Annotated in this window: 14 protein-coding genes; 5 read left to right on the top strand and 9 right to left on the bottom strand. The window is 73.8% G+C overall.

Annotated features, from left to right (window positions below):
- Positions 1 to 439: 439 nt before the first annotated feature.
- From ACH4OA_RS25415 to sigE, 3 genes are all read right to left on the bottom strand, one after another.
- A complete protein-coding gene (locus ACH4OA_RS25415) occupies positions 440 to 892 on the bottom strand; it encodes a sec-independent translocase (RefSeq protein WP_397940309.1) in 453 nt (150 codons plus the stop codon).
- A gap of 125 nt (positions 893 to 1,017) precedes the next feature.
- A complete protein-coding gene (locus ACH4OA_RS25410; RefSeq protein WP_397971089.1) occupies positions 1,018 to 2,058 on the bottom strand; it encodes a zf-HC2 domain-containing protein in 1,041 nt (346 codons plus the stop codon).
- Entirely contained in the window at positions 2,055 to 2,768 is a 714-nt protein-coding gene (gene sigE / locus ACH4OA_RS25405; RefSeq protein ID WP_397940312.1) for an RNA polymerase sigma factor SigE, read from the bottom strand. The genes ACH4OA_RS25410 and sigE overlap by 4 nt, the downstream gene beginning before the upstream one ends.
- Positions 2,769 to 3,003: 235 nt before the next feature.
- On the opposite strand from sigE, the gene ACH4OA_RS25400 reads away from it, so the two are divergent.
- On the top strand, positions 3,004 to 3,702 hold the full coding sequence (locus ACH4OA_RS25400) for an O-methyltransferase (protein ID WP_365873152.1): 699 nt from the start codon (positions 3,004 to 3,006) through the stop codon (positions 3,700 to 3,702).
- 147 nt (positions 3,703 to 3,849) lie between these two features.
- Here the strand turns inward: ACH4OA_RS25400 and ACH4OA_RS25395 are convergent, their stop codons facing one another.
- A complete protein-coding gene (locus ACH4OA_RS25395) occupies positions 3,850 to 4,017 on the bottom strand; it encodes a DUF3117 domain-containing protein (RefSeq protein WP_018544333.1) in 168 nt (55 codons plus the stop codon).
- 373 nt (positions 4,018 to 4,390) lie between these two features.
- Here ACH4OA_RS25395 and ACH4OA_RS25390 point away from each other — a divergent pair, with 373 nt between their 5' ends.
- Complete coding sequence (locus tag ACH4OA_RS25390; RefSeq protein WP_397949090.1) at positions 4,391 to 5,194, top strand: enoyl-CoA hydratase/isomerase family protein; 804 nt, start codon at positions 4,391 to 4,393, stop codon at positions 5,192 to 5,194.
- Here ACH4OA_RS25390 and ACH4OA_RS25385 read toward each other — a convergent pair.
- The gene (locus ACH4OA_RS25385; protein WP_365873140.1) at positions 5,179 to 5,769 is read right to left on the bottom strand and encodes a DNA-3-methyladenine glycosylase I; all 591 of its coding nucleotides are present in this window, start codon (positions 5,767 to 5,769) and stop codon (positions 5,179 to 5,181) included. The two genes, ACH4OA_RS25390 and ACH4OA_RS25385, sit on opposite strands and share 16 nt — an antisense overlap.
- Positions 5,766 to 6,140, bottom strand: a complete 375-nt coding sequence (locus ACH4OA_RS25380) for a DivIVA domain-containing protein (protein WP_397940315.1) — start codon at positions 6,138 to 6,140, stop codon at positions 5,766 to 5,768. The genes ACH4OA_RS25385 and ACH4OA_RS25380 overlap by 4 nt, the downstream gene beginning before the upstream one ends.
- A gap of 137 nt (positions 6,141 to 6,277) precedes the next feature.
- Here ACH4OA_RS25380 and folP point away from each other — a divergent pair, with 137 nt between their 5' ends.
- Positions 6,278 to 7,138, top strand: coding sequence for a dihydropteroate synthase (folP, locus tag ACH4OA_RS25375; protein WP_365873144.1), 861 nt, complete (start codon positions 6,278 to 6,280; stop codon positions 7,136 to 7,138).
- A 43-nt stretch (positions 7,139 to 7,181) separates the two neighbouring features.
- Here folP and ACH4OA_RS25370 read toward each other — a convergent pair whose 3' ends face one another.
- On the bottom strand, positions 7,182 to 7,940 hold the full coding sequence (locus tag ACH4OA_RS25370; RefSeq protein WP_397940316.1) for a TIGR00730 family Rossman fold protein: 759 nt from the start codon (positions 7,938 to 7,940) through the stop codon (positions 7,182 to 7,184).
- 106 nt (positions 7,941 to 8,046) lie between these two features.
- Positions 8,047 to 9,126, bottom strand: a complete 1,080-nt coding sequence (gene dapE / locus ACH4OA_RS25365; protein ID WP_397971087.1) for a succinyl-diaminopimelate desuccinylase — start codon at positions 9,124 to 9,126, stop codon at positions 8,047 to 8,049.
- A gap of 179 nt (positions 9,127 to 9,305) precedes the next feature.
- Here dapE and ACH4OA_RS25360 point away from each other — a divergent pair, with 179 nt between their 5' ends.
- A complete protein-coding gene (locus ACH4OA_RS25360; protein ID WP_397940319.1) occupies positions 9,306 to 10,292 on the top strand; it encodes a heavy metal transporter in 987 nt (328 codons plus the stop codon).
- A gap of 323 nt (positions 10,293 to 10,615) precedes the next feature.
- Entirely contained in the window at positions 10,616 to 11,065 is a 450-nt protein-coding gene (locus tag ACH4OA_RS25355; RefSeq protein ID WP_365882101.1) for an ATP-binding protein, read from the top strand.
- 72 nt (positions 11,066 to 11,137) lie between these two features.
- On the opposite strand, the gene ACH4OA_RS25350 is transcribed toward ACH4OA_RS25355, so the two are convergent.
- Positions 11,138 to 12,235: a bifunctional succinyldiaminopimelate transaminase/glutamate-prephenate aminotransferase gene (locus ACH4OA_RS25350; RefSeq protein ID WP_397949088.1), complete on the bottom strand. Its 1,098-nt coding sequence runs from the start codon at positions 12,233 to 12,235 to the stop codon at positions 11,138 to 11,140.
- Positions 12,236 to 12,329: the final 94 nt, after the last annotated feature.

Here is a 12,329-nt window from a genome sequence, read left to right as displayed (position 1 = left end):
GACGCCTCCTCGATCTCGTCGGACCGGCGTGGCCCGCCCCCCTTCGGGCGTACGTGTCCAATCCGCACAACAACTCGGCAGCATATCCACACCACCGGCGGCGGCAGGGCAGGCGTCGGCCGCGTGGGTCGCATGAACGGCCTGATCACGCCGGGTGCGGCGGGGGCGCACTATGACACGCGTCACGTGCGCGGCGTACGCCCGTCTGCGCGTGTCGGCGGAGACGGGCGGGGCCGGGGCAAGCCGGGCTCAGGGTCTTTCGTGCGGATCAGGCCGGATCAGGGAGCGGGGTCTGGTGCCGTGCATCGCAAGGCGGAGGAGGGCGCCATGGCGGAGCCATGGCAACCGACGACAACGCCGCTGGGGGCACCCCCTGCTCGAAGAGCTTGGGGGAGCGGTGCCAGGGCCCGCGAGCCCGGCGTGATCCAAACGAGAGGCCCTAAGTGGCGTCCGCGTCGAAGGGCGGCCGGGCGGAGTCGTCGGGCCCCTCGGGCTTCTTGGTCATGTCGACGCGCCCGCCGGAGGACAGCGGGGCCGGGGCGGGCGCCGCCGGGGCGGACGTCCCGCCGTCGTGGCCGTTGACCGCGTCGGTGACCTCGGCCATCTCCTTCTTCAGGTCGAAGCCGTTGCGGATCTCCTTCAGCCCCAGCTCGTCGTTGTCGAGCTGCTTGCGGATGAAGGTCTTGGGGTTGAGATCCTCGAACTCGAAGTCCTTGAATTCCGGGCCCAGTTCGCTGCGGATGTCCTGTTTGGCGCTCTCCGAGAACTCGCGGATCTTCCGGATCGTGCGCATCACGTCCTGGATCACCTTGGGGAGCTTGTCCGGACCGAAGACGAGCACGGCGAGCACGACGATCGTGACCAGCTCCAGTGGTCCTATGTCATTGAACACCTGACGCTCCTTGCGATGTCCTCGGTCGCTCAACGGTACCCGGCGTTCCTGTCCGACCGGTACCGCGCCGAGGTGAGACTTCCGTCAGTTCCGCTCGGACGCGCCCAGCCCGGGTCGCGGGCCGGTCAGGGCGTCGCCGGGGAGGCGGTGGGAGCGGGGGAGGCGGTGGGAGCGGGGGTGGTGTCGGGGACGGGGGCGGACAGGGTGCCGGGGCCGGGGGCTCCGGGAGGTGTGGGCCAGTCGGCGGACGGGACCGCCACGGTCTGGTCGAGCGGGCGTATCAGCGAGGAGACGGCGGCCGCACCGGCGAACACGGGCGCGGTCAGACTGCCCGCCCCGCCGGAGCGGGCCTGCCCGGCGCCCGGGGCGGGGATGCCGGGCAGCAGCGGCGCGGACAGGGTGGTCGGTGCCGCCGGGACCGGCCCGAGCAGCGCGCCGCCCTGGGGCAGCAGCGGTCCGGCCGGACGGCGGCGCTGGCTGTCCGGTGTGGCCGCGCCCCCGCCCGCCCCGGTGCCCGCCGAACGCGCCGGGAGCACATTGCTGCCGGTGCCGGCGCCGCCGCGGGCCTCCGCGGTCAGGTCGCCGGGGAAGCCGGTGGTGACGCCGCCGAGGGCGACCGCGGCCAGCGACACCGCCCCGGCGGCGGCGAAGGCGAACCTGCGCCCGCGCGAGGCGGAGCGGCCGTCGTCCGGGCGGCCGACGGGATGGATGCGGAAGCCGTCGTCACGGGAGGCGGCGGTGCCGTCCGGGAACAGGCCGTGCGGGCGGGCCGGGAGGTACCCGAAGGGCAGCCGCTCGCCGCGCCTCGGGCCGAACGCGCCCAGGGCCCCGGAGGACCCGGAGGGCCCGGAGGACTCGGTCGGTCCGTCGGCGGGGCCGCGGCCGAGCGGTCCGTCGCCGTCCGGGCCGCCCCCCGCGGGAAGGCCCTGGAGGCGGGCCAGGAAGCTGGCCGAGGGCGGCGGCGGGGCCGCCTCCGCGAAGACGTTCTTCAGCGCGCGCTGGGCGTCCGCCTCCGCCTTGCACCGGGCGCAGGTGGCCAGGTGGGCGAGGACGCGCTCACGCGTCTCATGACCCAGCTCTCCGTCCACCAGGGCGGAAAGCCGGTCTCCCAGGTGCTGCTCTGCGAGGCGTGCCTCCTCGACAGGTTCCGGACGGGATCCACTCACGCGGGCGCGCCCCCTCCTCCCAGAGCGGGGACGCGGGTCAGGAAGGAGCGCCGCTCGGCCGCGCGCGCCTCCGGGGACCGGTGCGCGAGGGCCTTGCGGAGCTGGGACCGGCCGCGGTGGATACGGGAGCGGACCGTGCCCAGCTTCACGCCGAGGGTGGCGGCGATCTCCTCGTACGACAGTCCCTCGATGTCGCACAGGACGACGGCGGCGCGGAACTCGGGCGCCAGGGTGTCCAGGGCCTGCTGGACGTCGGCGTCGAAGTGCGCGTCGTTGAAGAGCTGCTGCGGGGTGGGCTCGCGGCTGGGCAGGCGCTCGGCCGCGTCCTCGCCGAGGGCGTCGAAGCGGATGCGCTGCTTGCGCCGGACCATGTCCAGGAAGAGGTTGGTGGTGATGCGGTGCAGCCAGCCCTCGAAGGTGCCCGGCGAGTACGTCGACAAGGAGCGGAAGACGCGGACGAAGACCTCCTGCGTGAGGTCCTCGGCGTCGTGCTGGTTGCCCGTCAGGCGGTACGCGAGCCGGTAGACCCGGCCGCTGTGCGTGCTGACGATCTCCTCCCACGTGGGCGGAGTCCACGCCTGGCCGTCCGCGTCGGTGGTGAAGGTCGCGGTCGGAAGCTCGCCGGCGGCAAGGCCGGCGGCGTGGCTGTCAGCAGCGGTGTCGGTCACGGATTTCGGCCTGCCCGCCGACCCGAGGAAGCGCCGCAGCACTCCGCCCCGGTCCCCGGGCGCAGCCGCACCTCCCCTGTCGGCTCTGGTGGTGTCCAGTGGAGCCCCTACCATAGCCACCTCGCCCGTTAGCTCCGGATAAGCGGTTTTACGAGAATTTGATGCGTGCTGGCACGGCTCATCCGGCTGCGTCAGCACTTGCTCGGCGTGCTGGTCCACCTCTCGCCCCCCGTCGTGCCCCCGGCCACCCGCTCCTCCCCCTTCAACGTCCGGGCTCATCTGCGGGTTCCCGGCGCCAACGGATACAGTCACGCCGAGGCAACCACGGGGACAGGAGAGGGTCATTACCGGCAACCGGCAGACGAGCTGGACGTTCGCCGACGCCTTTGTCGCCGAGGACGAAGCGCTGCGCTGGGCCCGCGACCGGGCCCGGGAGGCGGGGCTGCGCTCGGTGTCGCCCAGCACGGGCGCCGCGCTGCGACTGCTCGCCGCCTCCGTGGACGCCAAGGCGGTCGCGGAGATCGGCACCGGCTGCGGGGTCTCCGGGATCCATCTGCTGCACGGGATGCGCCCGGACGGGGTGCTCACCACGGTGGACCAGGAGCCGGAGCACCAGCAGTTCGCCCGGCAGGCCTTCCGTGGCTGCGGCTTCGCCAGCAACCGGGCCCGTTTCATCCCCGGCGGCGCCCTGGACGTGCTGCCGCGCCTCGCCGACGCCGGCTACGACCTGGTCTTCTGCGACGGTGACCGGCTGGAGTACCCGGATTACCTCGCTGAATCGTTGCGTCTGCTACGGCCGGGCGGACTGGTGGTCTTCGAGGGCGTCTTCGCGGGCGGCCGCACGGTGGACTCGGGGCCGCAGCCGACCGAGGTGCTGCGGCTGCGGGAACTGCTGCGCACCGTACGGGAGAGCCCGGAGCTGATCTCGTCGCTGCTGCCGGTCGGCGACGGACTGCTGTGCGCCGTCAAGCGATGACGGCGGCGCCGGCCGTACCCGTGGTTCCCGCGGCGCCGGCCGTACCCGCGGTGACAGCGCCGCCATCCGTACGAGAACCCTGAAACGCGACCGCCCCGGCACCGCGTGCGGTGCCGGGGCGGTCGCGAGGACAGGATCGCTGGGACCTCAGACGACGACCTTCTTGAGGGCATCGCCAAGCGCCTCGGCCTCGTCAGGGGTCAGCTCGACGACGAGCCGACCGCCGCCTTCGAGCGGAACGCGCATGACGATGCCCCGCCCCTCCTTGGTCACCTCGAGCGGGCCATCGCCCGTCCGCGGCTTCATGGCCGCCATGCTCGTTCCCCTTCCTGAAACCAGCTCATCGTCTGCCGACGGCCCCACGAGGGCATCCGTCATCCGTAGCGGACGCACGACACCGGCATCGAACACATTGCTTCCAGGCCATTATCCCGCATCGCAGGACCCGATGACCAACATCGGCCGGGATCGCTTGGGCAACGCGCGCGAGCAAAACCACCCAATTCGGCGATGTGCCTGCGATACTGCGCCGCCGCGGGAAGATCGTCCGGGTGGCGCCGCCCGTGTTTTCTTAGACGCAGGTCACACGTACGCTCCGGCCGCGGGTCCGGGATCTCCGCCATGCTGTCCTCAGACAGGGACGTACCGAGCGGTACGTCACCAGCCGCGACACCGGAGGGGATACGCCATGGCCGACACCGTGCTCTACGAGGTGGGCGACGGACTCGCGACGATCACGCTGAACCGCCCCGAGGCGATGAACGCGCTGGACATCGCGACCAAGGTCGCCCTCCGGGAGGCGGCGGAATCGGCGGCCGGCGACGCGGCCGTACGGGCGATCCTGCTGACGGCGGCCGGGGACCGGGCGTTCTGCGTGGGCCAGGACCTCAAGGAGCACATCGGGCTGCTGGCCAGTGACCGGGAGACCGGCGCCGGGCAGACGATGACGACGGTCAGGAAGCACTACAACCCGATCGCGCGGGCCCTCGCGGGGGCGCCGAAGCCGGTGGTCGCGGCGGTGAACGGGGTGGCGGCCGGGGCGGGCTTCGGCTTCGCGCTGGCCGCGGACTACCGCGTCGTCGCCGACACCGCCTCCTTCAACACCTCGTTCGCGGGCGTGGCGCTGACCGCCGACTCCGGCATCTCCTGGACGCTGCCCCGGGTCGTCGGCCCGAGCCGCGCCGCCGACCTGCTGCTCTTCCCGCGCAGCATCAGCGCCCGGGACGCGCTGGAGCTGGGCATCGCCAACCGGGTCGTGCCGGCGGCCGAGCTGCGCGCCGAGGCGCTGAAGGTGGCGCGGGCACTGGCCGAGGGCCCGACGGTGGCGTACGCGTCGATCAAGGAGGCGGTGGCCTACGGGCTGACCCACTCGCTCGACGAGACGCTGGAGAAGGAGGACGAGCTGCAGACGCGGGCCGGGCGGTCGGAGGACCACACCATCGCCGTACAGGCGTTCGTCAACAAGGAGAAGCCCCGCTACCTCGGCCGCTGACGGGCCACGCAGGTCTCCAGGTGGTCGTCGACCAGGCCGCACGCCTGCATCAGCGCGTACGCCGTCGTGGGGCCGACGAATCTCAGGCCCCGCTGCTTCAGGGCCTTGGACAGGGCGGCGGACTCGGGCGTGACCGCCGGGACGTCCGCGAGGGTCCGGGGCGCGGGGCGTCCGGCCGGGTCGGGGGCGTGGGACCAGATCAGCTCGTCCAGGTCGCCCTCGGCCCAGTCGGCGAGCAGGCGCGCGTTGGCGAGGGTGGCGTCGATCTTGGCGCGGTTGCGGATGATGCCGGGGTCGGCCAGCAGGCGGTCGCGGTCGGCGTCGGTGAAGGCGGCGACCTTCTCGATGCGGAAGCCGGCGAAGGCCGCGCGGAAGCCCGGGCGGCGGCGCAGGATCGTGATCCAGGACAGGCCCGACTGGAAGGCCTCCAGACTGAGCCGTTCGAAGAGGGCGTCGTCGCCGTGGACCGGGCGGCCCCACTCCTCGTCGTGGTACGCCACGTAGTCGTCGGTGGACAGGGCCCAGGGGCAGCGCAGGGCGCCGTCCGGGCCGGCCAGGGCGGTCGCGCCGGTCATCGCCGCTCCTCCCGGCCCTCGCCGTCGTCCGGCCGGGTGTGCGGGGCGTGTTCCCCGGGTGCCGTGGCGGCGCGGGCGCCGGCCAGCGCCGTCTCCAGGTCGGCGATCCGGGCGTCCCGCTCGGCCAGTTCGGCGCCGAGCCGGCCGAGCGCGTCGTCGACGTCGGCCATGCGGTAGCCGCGCGGCGCGAGCGGGAAGCGCAGGCTCTCCACGTCCGCGCGGTCCACCGGACGGTCGGCGGGCAGCGGGTCCTGGAGCCGCTCGGGCGCCGCCTCGGGCAGCGGGCCGCTCTCCCCGCCCCCGAGCACGCCCAGGGTCACCGCGGCGACCACGACGGCCAGCGCGACGACCAGGAACAAGAACATCACCATCGCCTCAGGGTCCCCACGCTCGTACCGGCCGCTGCGCCGGAAGCAGAAACTGTCAGGGTCCGATCGTGCCATGTGAGCGCGGCGGTTAGGGTCACAGGCGGCCGTACAGCGGGACGTACTAGGAAAGGTCACAGCGGATGCTCAGGCTGGGCAGGCGGGAATTCGGGCCGCACGAGCCGGTGATCATGGCGATCGTGAACCGGACGCCGGATTCCTTCTACGACCGAGGAGCCACGTTCCGCGACGAGCCGGCCCTGGCACGGGTGGAGCAGGCGGTGGCCGAGGGCGCCGCGATCATCGACATCGGCGGCGTCAAGGCGGGGCCCGGCGAGGAGGTCACGGCCGCCGAGGAGGCACGCCGGACGGTCGGCTTCGTCGCGGAGGTGCGGCGCCGGTTCCCCGAGGTGGTCATCAGCGTGGACACCTGGCGGGCCGAGGTCGGCGAGGCGGTGTGCGAGGCGGGCGCGGACCTGCTCAACGACGCCTGGGGCGGGGTGGAACCGGAACTCGCGGAGGTCGCGGCGCGGTACGGCGCGGGACTGGTGTGCACGCACGCCGGGGGCGTGCGGCCGCGGACGCGTCCGCACCGGGTGGCCTACGACGACGTCATGGCCGACATCCTGGAGGTGACCCTCGGGCTGGCCGAGCGCGCGGTGGCGCTGGGCGTGCCGCGGGAGTCGGTGCTGATCGATCCCGGGCACGACTTCGGGAAGAACACGCGGCACAGCCTGGAGGCGACGCGGCGGCTGGACGAGATGGTGGCCACCGGGTGGCCGGTGCTGGTGTCGCTGTCGAACAAGGACTTCGTGGGCGAGACGCTGGACCGGCCGGTGCCGGAGCGACTGATCGGCACGCTGGCGACGACCGCGGTCTCCGCGTGGCTCGGGGCGCAGGTGTACCGGGTGCACGAGGTGGCCGAGACCCGCCAGGTGCTGGAGATGGTGGCGTCCATCGCCGGGCACCGGGCGCCCGCGGTGGCCCGCCGGGGCCTGGCCTGAGTCCCGGCTCGCCCGCCACCGGGCGGGCGGGCCGGGCACGGGGTCAGCGGGCCGCTTCCTTGGAGACCAGGGCGACCGCTTCCTCCACGTCGTCCGTGACGTGGAACAGCAGCAGGTCCTTCTCGGCCGCCTTGCCCTGGGCCACCAGGGTGTTCCTGAGCCAGTCCACCAGGCCGCCCCAGTAGGCGGTGCCGAACAGGACGATCGGGAAGCGGGTGACCTTCTGGGTCTGCACCAGGGTCAGGGCCTCGAACAGCTCGTCCAGGGTGCCGAGTCCGCCGGGCAGGACCACGAAGCCCTGCGCGTACTTCACGAACATCATCTTGCGGACGAAGAAGTAGCGGAAGTTCAGGCCGATGTCGACGTACGGGTTGAGGCCCTGCTCGAAGGGCAGCTCGATGCCGAGGCCGACCGAGACGCCGCCCGCCTCGCTCGCGCCCTTGTTGGCCGCCTCCATCGCTCCCGGGCCGCCGCCCGTGATGACCGCCCAGCCGGCCTCCACCAGCCCGCGCCCGAGCCGCACGCCCGCGTCGTACTCCGGGGTGTCCGCCGCCGTCCGCGCCGAGCCGAACACGCTGATGGCGGGCGGCAGTTCGGCCAAAGTGCCGAAGCCCTCGATGAACTCCGACTGGATGCGCAGGACGCGCCAGGGGTCGGTGTGGACCCAGTCCGAGGGGCCGCCCGCGTCCAGCAGCCGCTGGTCGGTCGTGCTGGCGGTGACCTGCGACCGCCTCCGGAGGACCGGTCCGAGCCGCTGCTCGTCCGGCGGCTGCTTCTTCCCCTCGGGGTTGCCGGTAGCCATGTGCGCTCCCTCCGCTTGCCGGTAGTCCGCTCTCAGCCTAGATCCAGTCGGGTTACGGCGGGGGGACGCGCGCGTGTCGCCGTGCCCGCGCCGGTGCGCCGGTCGCTCACGCGGTGAGCCAGTGGCGCAGCCGCTCCTCGCCGGCCAGGATCTTCGCGGTCTCCACGCGCTCGTCGCGCTTGTGGGCCAAGTGCGGGTTGCCGGGGCCGTAGTTGACCGCGGGGATGCCGAGCGCGGAGAACCGGGACACGTCCGTCCAGCCGAACTTGGGCCGCGGTACGCCGCCCACCGCCTCGATGAAGGCCGCGGCGGCCGGGTGGGAGAGGCCCGGCAGCGCGCCCCCGCTGTGGTCGTCGACCACGAACTCCGCCACCCCGCAGTCCGCGAACACCTCGCGGACGTGCGCGATCGCCTCCTCCTCCGTGCGGTCGGGCGCGTAGCGGAAGTTGACCGTCACCACGCACTCGTCCGGGATCACGTTCCCGGCCACTCCCCCGCCGATCCGCACCGCGTTCAGGCCCTCGCGGTACTCCAGGCCGTCGATGACCGGCCGGCGGGCCTCGTAGGACGCCAGGCGGGCCAGGATGGGCGCGGCGGCGTGGACGGCGTTGGAGCCCATCCAGGAGCGCGCCGAGTGCGCCCGCTCGCCCGTGGTCTTCAGCAGCACCCGCAGCGTGCCCTGGCAGCCGCCCTCGACCTCGCCGTCGGAGGGCTCCAGCAGGATCGCGAAGTCGCCCTTCAGCCACTCCGGGCGGCCCGCGGCGATGTGCCGCAGGCCGTTGCGCTCGGCCTCGACCTCCTCGTTGTCGTAGAAGACGAAGGTGAGGTCGCGGTTGGGCGCGGGGACCGTGGCCGCGATGCGCAGCTGCACCGCCACGCCCGACTTCATGTCGCAGGTGCCGCAGCCCCACAGCACGCCGTCCGCGTCGAGCCGGGAGGGGACGTTGTCCGCGATCGGGACGGTGTCGATGTGGCCGGCCAGGATGACGCGCTCGGCGCGGCCCAGGTCCGTACGGGCGATCACGTTGTTGCCGTAGCGGTCCACCGTCAGGTGCGGCAGGACGCGCAGGGCGGTCTCGATCGCGTCCGCGAGCGGCTTCTCGGTGCCGCTGACGGACGGGAAGTCCACGAGCCGCGCGGTGAGCGAGGCGGCGTCCAGCGTGAGGTCAAGCGAGGTGTCGGCCATGCCCACGACCCTAATAGGGCCTCTCGTTCGGATCACGCCGGGCTCGCAGGGTCTGGCACCGCTCCCTGATCCGGCCTGATCCGAACGAAAGACCCTGGCGCGGCACCCCCCGGCACCGGTTCCGACCTGCGGTGCGCACCGCCCGTGAGGGCGGGGCGGGGCTCCAGTACCTTGTACGCGTGCCAGAGCCGTCCCCCACCCGTCCCAAGCGCCGCGGTCGCCTCTTCCGTTACACCGCGGCCCTGTTGGTCCTGTGCGGTGTCGCCGCGTACCTCGTGGTGCAGTACGTCACCGGCGGAGCGCGCGGCTGCAGAGTGGCCCCGGCCGCCGGTGACGGGGCCGCGTACGAGTTCACGCCCGAGCAGGCGGCGAACGCGGCCACGATCGCCGCCGTCGGCACCGGGCGCGGGATGCCGCAGCGGGCCGTGACGATCGCGCTGGCGACCGCCCTCCAGGAGTCCGGGCTGCGCAACATCGCCCACGGCGACCGCGACTCGCTCGGCCTGTTCCAGCAGCGGCCCTCCCAGGGCTGGGGCACGAAACGGCAGATCATGGACCCGGCGTACGCGGCGGGCATCTTCTACGCGCACCTGGCCGAGGTGCCCGGCTACGCCGAGCTGCCGCTGACGGTGGCCGCGCAGCGGGTGCAGCGCAGCGGTTACCCGGAGGCGTACGCCAAGCACGAGCCGGACGCCACGCTGCTCGCCGCGGCCCTGACCGGTCGGGCGGCGGCCGCGCTGACCTGCGACGGGCGCCCGGAGCGCACGGTCTCGGCGACCGGTCCGGCCGCGGTGCGGGCCGCGCTGGTACGGGACTTCGGGCGGGACGCGCTCCAGGAGACCGGCGCGGTGGTGGGCGGTGCGCCCGTGCCGTCGCCGTCCCCCTCGCCGAGCGTGACCGCGACCGCGCACGGGCGGACGGTGACGGTTCCGGTGTCCGAGGGCGGGAAGCGGGACGCGGCCGGCCGCGACGAGCGCACGCGGGGCTGGCAGCTCGCGCAGTGGGCGGTCGCGCACTCCTCGGCGCTGCACATCGAGCGGGTGGCGTACGCGGGGCGGGAGTGGGCCGCGGGCGACGGCTCGGACACGTGGCGGACCGTCGCCCCGGCGGGGGCCGGCGGCGCGGAGAAGTCCGTGGGGGCGGTCCGGATCGTGGTCGGGCAGTAGGCCGGTAAGCAAGGCGGGCAGCAGGTCGGACAGCAGTACGGCGGTTCCCTCCGCCGGGTGGCGCGGGGCCGGGCGGACCGGTGGCCGGGCCGGCCGGCGCACCGGGTGCGGGAGTCCTTGGGAATCAAGGGCCGGAAGGATTCTGCGCGGTTTCCGCGCGGACCTCGTTTGCCCGTTTTTATCCACACCCGATAATGCGATGCGTTATCCATTCTTTACCCGGGCTGTCCGCAACCTTCGCGGGCTTCGAGCGGTAGTCACGGCGTCCGGGCCGGATACGGGCCCGGGCACCGACACCGTTCTCTTCCGTCGAATGGAGCATCATGTCCCTCCCTCTGACCCGCCGGATCGCCCGTGCCGCGCTGCTTGTCGCAGCGGGAGCGGCTGCCGGGGTCGGTGCGGCCGGCTCCGCCGGTGCGGCCACGAACCTGCCGGCGGCCACCCCGAACCTGGGCGGCCTGACCGCGCTGGACGGCGCGCACGTCGGCAACACCGTCGACGGCGCCGCGCGCAACGTCACCTCGCTCGCCGGTCAGGCGGGCGGCAAGGCGGTCGAGCAGGCGGTGCCGGCCGCGGGCAAGACCGGCGGCGGTGCCGTGAAGAAGACGGCGCCGGCCGCGCAGAAGGCCGCCGGGGACGTGGCCGGGACCGCGGGGGGTGTCCTCGGGGAGACGGCCGCCACCGCGACGAAGGGCGGGCTGCCGACGGACGCGCTCACGAAGGGCGGTCTGCCGACCTCCTCCCTCCCGACGAAGGGACTGCCGCTCGGCTAGCAGCCGGCTCGGTGACGACGGGGTCCGGGGGTTTCCCGGGCCCCGTCGGCTTTGCCGCCACCGGCCGGGCGGCTACGCCGTCAGACGGGCGACCGCGGCCCGGACGCGTTCGTCGGTGGCGGTGAACGCCACGCGGACGTGCCGGGCGCCATCCGCGCCGTAGAAGTCGCCCGGGGCCACCAGGATGCCCCGGTCGGCCAGGTGGGCGACCGTGGTCCAGCAGGACTCGTCGCGGGTGGCCCAGAGGTAGAGGCTGGCCTCGCTGTGCTCGATGCGGAAGCCGTGCGCGAGGAGTGCCGTTCGCAGGGCCTCGCGGCGGGCCGCGTAGCGCGCGCGCTGCTCCTGGACGTGGCCGTCGTCGCCGAGCGCGGCCACCACCGCGGCCTGGGTCGGCGCGGAGGTCATCATGCCGCCGTGCTTGCGGATCTGGAGCAGCGGGCCGAGGACCTCCGGGTCGCCGGCGACGAAGGCCGCGCGGTAGCCCGCGAGGTTGGAGCGCTTGGAGAGGGAGTGGACGGCGACCACGCCGTCATAGGAGCCGCCGTTGACGTCCGGGTGCAGGACCGAGACCGGGTCGGCCTCCCAGCCCAGCTCCAGGTAGCACTCGTCGGAGACGACCAGGACGCCGTGGGAGCGGGCCCAGGCGACGATGTCGGTCAGCTCCCGCCGGGTGAGCACCTTGCCCGTGGGGTTGGACGGCGAGTTCAGCCACAGCAGCCGCAGCCGGGACGGGTCCAGCTCGCGCGGGTCGTCGTAGACCTCGTAGTCGGCGCGGGCGAGGCGGGCGCCGACCTCGTAGGTGGGGTAGGCCAGGCGCGGGTAGGCGACCTTGTCGCCGGGGCCGAGGCCGAGCTGGGTCGGCAGCCAGGCCACCAGCTCCTTGGAGCCGACGACCGGCAGGACGTGCCGGTGGGTGACCCCGCGGGCGCCCAGCCGGCGCTCCAGCCAGCCCGTGATCGCGTCGCGCAGGGCGGGCGTGCCCCAGACGGTCGGGTAGCCCGGCGAGTCGGCCGCGTCGGCCAGGGCCGTGCGGATCAGCTCGGGCACCGGGTCGACCGGGGTGCCGACGGAGAGGTCGACGATGCCGTCCGGGTGGGAGGCGGCCGTCTTCTTGTACGGCTCCAGCTTGTCCCAGGGGAACTCGGGCAGGCGGTCGGAGACTGCGGACACGGTCAGTGGCTCACTTTCGTACGGTGCGGCACACGCCTGGGTCCCGTACGGCGCCGATCGGGTGATCGGGCCGTACGGGACCGAGGCGGCGCTG

Source organism: Streptomyces sp. NPDC017095 (assembly GCF_044332325.1).
GTDB lineage: Bacteria > Actinomycetota > Actinomycetes > Streptomycetales > Streptomycetaceae > Streptomyces.
This window is presented reverse-complemented; position numbering and strand designations above follow the sequence as displayed.

Bases quoted from the DNA above. Each gene is read 5' to 3' on its own strand.
- ACH4OA_RS25355 (WP_365882101.1), top strand. From the start codon at position 10,616: ATGTCCCTCCCTCTGACCCGCCGGATCGCCCGTGCCGCGCTGCTTGTC.
- ACH4OA_RS25395 (WP_018544333.1), bottom strand. From the start codon at position 4,017: ATGGCGGCCATGAAGCCGCGGACGGGCGATGGCCCGCTCGAGGTGACC.
- ACH4OA_RS25385 (WP_365873140.1), bottom strand. From the start codon at position 5,769: ATGACCGGCGCGACCGCCCTGGCCGGCCCGGACGGCGCCCTGCGCTGC.
- dapE (WP_397971087.1), bottom strand. From the start codon at position 9,126: ATGGCCGACACCTCGCTTGACCTCACGCTGGACGCCGCCTCGCTCACC.
- ACH4OA_RS25370 (WP_397940316.1), bottom strand. From the start codon at position 7,940: ATGGCTACCGGCAACCCCGAGGGGAAGAAGCAGCCGCCGGACGAGCAG.
- ACH4OA_RS25380 (WP_397940315.1), bottom strand. From the start codon at position 6,140: ATGGTGATGTTCTTGTTCCTGGTCGTCGCGCTGGCCGTCGTGGTCGCC.
- folP (WP_365873144.1), top strand. From the start codon at position 6,278: ATGCTCAGGCTGGGCAGGCGGGAATTCGGGCCGCACGAGCCGGTGATC.
- ACH4OA_RS25390 (WP_397949090.1), top strand. From the start codon at position 4,391: ATGGCCGACACCGTGCTCTACGAGGTGGGCGACGGACTCGCGACGATC.